Raw genomic sequence first — 3,814 nt, 5'->3', positions numbered from 1 at the left:
AAGATGAACCAGCCCAGCAGCGAGGTCAGCAGACCCGAGAAGAACATGACTCGCCACCCCCAATGCGCAAAGGCCTCGCCGGGAAACATCGATGACGTGATCAGGAATACGAATGAGGCCAGCAAGGCACCGATGCCAGCTCCTCCGCCGCCGACCAGGCCGGACATCGCGCCGCGCCATTTCGCCGGCACCGATTCGGTTCCGATGGTGTGCGTGGACGCAACCACCCCGCCTACGAAGATACCCTGGACGAGCCGCAGCGCCACGAAAATGACAGGTGCAACCATCCCGGCCTGCGCGATCGTCGGCAATAGGCCGAAGGCCGCGGTGCTGACACCAACCCCGACGATCGCCGCCAGCATGGCGCCCTTTCGGCCATGGAGGTCGGCGTAGTGACCGAAGATCGCTGAGCCGATTGGACGCATCAGCAAGGTCACCGCGAACGACGCATAGACCGCCGCCAGCGAAAGCGTCGGATTGCTGGAGGGAAAGAACAGAGCGCCGATGACCGGCGCGACATAGAGCAGAATGAACAGATCGAACAGGTCGAGCGACCAGCCCAGAACGGAGGCGATGATCGCGTTGATCATTTGCCGGTTTCCAGCAGTTGCCTGCGTATCCGCCAGCGGCGTACCTAAGGCAGTCACGTTGAATCCTCCCGTTGCAGGTTTTTTTGATTTCAGCCATCCTGGCAGCCAAGCAGCCTCGTCGTCCGGAGCGGCCCAACAGCTGATGTGGGTGTCGGGCCTTACCCGGCGTCGGCTACAATCCGGTAAACTTTGGAGCGCGTTTGGCGTTGAAGGCCTCGACGCCTTCCTTGAAATCCGCCGATTGGCGCAGCCGGCTGTAACAATGGCCTTCCAGCTCGATGGCGATGGCGAGCGTCGAATCCTCGGTGTCGTTCAAGAGCTTCTTGGCCGTGCGCTGAGCCAAGGGCGAGAAAGTGCGGAGTTCATCGACCAGCTTGTCGGTCGCCTTCTCCAATTCGGCATCGGGCACGCATTCGGTGGCAATCCCCCATTCCAGCGCCTGCTTGCCGGCGATCCGCTTCGAACGCATCACGATGTCCTTGGTCCGCGTGATGCCGATCATTTTTTGCAGGCGCGCGGAGCCGCCCGAACCCGGAATTTGTCCAAGCTTCTGCTCCGGCAGCGCGTAGAGCGTTGTCTCAGACGCGATCCTGAAGTCGCAGGCCAGCGACAGTTCGAAACCGACGCCGAAACAATATCCCCGGTTGGCGACGATCACCGGCTTCGCGCAGCGCGTGGGAGAAGCGATATTCCAGGCGAGCTTCGACACGTGCTCCGGCGTGGCTTCCATGAAGCCGCCGATATTGCCGCCGCTGGAGAAGTGCTCGCCGATCGAACGGACCACGATGATCCTGACGCGCGGGTCCTCGTCGAGCGCTTCGAACACCAGCCGGAGCTGATCGCGCTGCGGCATCGATACGATGTTATAGGGAGGCCGGTTGAGAATGATGTCGGCCCGTTCATGGGCCTCGTCGATCTCAACCTGGAAACCGTCGAGCTTCGAAAGACGCTGGTCGGCAAAATTGAACGCTGCTGGCATTTTTTTGGCTTCCCTTGCTTTTTGAGGTTTCAGTCCTGTCCCGCACCCGGCGGCAGCCGGCGCTCGGCATCGTATTCCCCGGCGACCAGCAACCTACGCAGCAGCTTTCCAACCGGAGATTTCGGCAGCGCATCGACGAAAACAAATTTTCGCGGACGCTTGAAGTTCGCCAACCCGGAGTCCCGACAGAATGCCTCGAGATCGGATTCGCTGACGAATGCGCTGCGCTTGACGAAGGCAGCGACGATCTTTCCCCATTTTTCATCGGAAAGGCCGACGACGGCCACTTCCGATACCCCCGGGTGCAGCGACAGGCAGCTTTCGATCTCCACCGGAGATACGTTCTCGCCGCCGGTGATGATCATGTCATCGGTTCGCCCGGTGACGAACAGATCGCCGTCGTTGTCGACGAAACCGGTATCGCCGGTGAAATACCAGCCCTCGCGCAACGACTTGGCGTCAGCGTCGGGGCGGCGCCAATAACCCTCGAACGACTCATCGCCCGCCAGCAGCGCGATGATCTCGCCTTCCTCGCCGGTCGGCGCGAGATCCGACGCCGAACCCGCGGCCAGCTTGACGACCCTGATGTGCTGGTTGATGCCGGCCTTGCCGGCCGAACCCGGCTTGGCGACCGCATTCTGATTGACGGTGAAGGTGTAGCTTTCGGAGCTGCCGTAGTGGTTGACGAACAGATCCGGCTTGAATGCCGAATCCAGCTTCTTCAAGAGGCCATCGGTCATCGGCGCGCCGGCAAAACCGAGCTTGCGCACGCTGGTGGTATTCGTCTTGGCGAACTCGGAGTGATGAACAAGATCGTGGTAAAGTGTGGGGACCAGGTAGAGGTTGGTGATTTTTTCGGCTTCGATCGCCGCAAGGGCCCGCTGCGCATCGTAGCGTGGGAGACATACGAAGGTGCCGCCGATCAACGACATCGAGACCAGCGACCGCACGCCCATGGTGTGATAGAGCGGCATGACGCCCAGGGTGCGCTCACCGCGGCCGTAGAGATTCTGGGCCACATGCGCAATGCCGGCGGCTCGTTCGGCACGATGGCGGCGTGGAACGCCTTTCGGTTTCGACGTCGTGCCCGATGTGTAGAGCATGATCGACCAGGCCTCCGCACCGACGCGCGGGGCGACCTCCGGCACGGATATCTCGGCCAGCTTTGCAAACGACAGAGCGTCATAGTCCGCCGTGACGGCATGGCCGACCACAATGCGCTGCACACCGCGAGCCATCGTCGAGTCGGCGACGGCCTCGGCGGACGCGCCTTGGTAAACGACAAGCTTCGATTCCGAGTTCTCGATGCAAAAATCCAGCTCGTCGGATTTCGATCGCCAGTTGACCGGCGTAATGACAATTCCGGCCAACTGGCAGGCCCAGTGGATCGTCGCCGCTTCCCATCGGTTCTGCAGCACGGTGACGATGTGGTCGCCGGGTCGCAAGCCGATAGCGTCGAACGCCGCGACGACGGAGGATATCCGCCCATACCATTGCATGTAGGTCAGTCGCAGGTCTGCGTCCACGATCGCAATGGCGCCGGGATCACGGGCGACGCTGGCGACGAAGCTGGTACCAAGGTCGAGCATCTATCTCTCTGCGCTGTCGTGTTCGGCAAGCAGTTCCGCAGCATCGAGCGCGGCGCGGATGATCGGGGTGTAACCGGTGCACCGGCACAGATGGCCGCTCAGCAGATCGCGCAACTCCGCTTCGGTGGGCTTTCGCCGCTCGCGAAGGTAATGATCCAGCGACATCAGAATGCCCGCGGTGCAGAAGCCGCATTGCAAGGCATGATGGCGCCTGAAAGCCTCCTGCAGAATGCCGAGGCGACCGCGTGCGGGCGCGAGCCCCTCCACGGTGCGCAGCTCGCTGCCGTCGACTTGCACGGCGAGGGTCAGGCAGGCCCGCGCGATCATGCCGTCCACGTGCACGGTACAGGCTCCGCAGACGCCGTGCTCACATCCGACATGGGTACCGGTGGCGCCGATCTGGTGGCGCAGAAAATCCGTCAGCAGCATGCGGGGTTCGGCCTCGCCCTGCACCGCCGTCCCGTTCAACGTGAACCTGACCTGATGGCGACGGTCCGAGTTGAGGCGTGTCATTGCAGGACCTCCCGGATGAGGTCGCGACCGATCAGGCGGACGAGGTCGCGGCGATAGCGTGCCGTCGCATGAAGATCAGTCCGCGCATCGAGTTCATGGGCGAGGGCGTTCAGGGCGTCGTCGAGCGCGCTGCCGTCCAGGCG

Annotated in this window: 4 protein-coding genes and 1 pseudogene; all 5 read right to left on the bottom strand. The window is 62.4% G+C overall.

Going from position 1 to position 3,814, the window contains the following annotated elements; translation table 11 throughout:
• A partial coding sequence (locus WCB02_RS04230; RefSeq protein WP_423956587.1) for an MFS transporter occupies positions 1 to 590 on the bottom strand: 590 nt, incomplete at its 3' end.
• A gap of 172 nt (positions 591 to 762) precedes the next feature.
• Entirely contained in the window at positions 763 to 1,569 is an 807-nt protein-coding gene (locus WCB02_RS04225) for an enoyl-CoA hydratase/isomerase family protein (RefSeq protein WP_423956586.1), read from the bottom strand.
• Between the two features lie 29 nt (positions 1,570 to 1,598).
• A complete protein-coding gene (locus WCB02_RS04220) occupies positions 1,599 to 3,158 on the bottom strand; it encodes an AMP-binding protein (protein ID WP_423956585.1) in 1,560 nt (519 codons plus the stop codon).
• Positions 3,159 to 3,671, bottom strand: a complete 513-nt coding sequence (locus WCB02_RS04215; protein ID WP_423956584.1) for a (2Fe-2S)-binding protein — start codon at positions 3,669 to 3,671, stop codon at positions 3,159 to 3,161.
• Positions 3,668 to 3,814: pseudogene (locus WCB02_RS04210) on the bottom strand (FAD binding domain-containing protein); the annotation flags it as partial. The pseudogene WCB02_RS04210 and the gene WCB02_RS04215, both read right to left, overlap by 4 nt.

This window comes from Bradyrhizobium sp. (assembly GCF_049581145.1).
Lineage (GTDB): Bacteria > Pseudomonadota > Alphaproteobacteria > Rhizobiales > Xanthobacteraceae > Bradyrhizobium.
This window is presented reverse-complemented; position numbering and strand designations above follow the sequence as displayed.

What these genes read in the sequence shown, in the direction of transcription:
- WCB02_RS04225 (WP_423956586.1), bottom strand. Translation starts at nt 1,569, where the DNA reads ATGCCAGCAGCGTTCAATTTTGCCGACCAGCGTCTTTCGAAGCTCGAC.
- WCB02_RS04220 (WP_423956585.1), bottom strand. Translation starts at nt 3,158, where the DNA reads ATGCTCGACCTTGGTACCAGCTTCGTCGCCAGCGTCGCCCGTGATCCC.
- WCB02_RS04215 (WP_423956584.1), bottom strand. Translation starts at nt 3,671, where the DNA reads ATGACACGCCTCAACTCGGACCGTCGCCATCAGGTCAGGTTCACGTTG.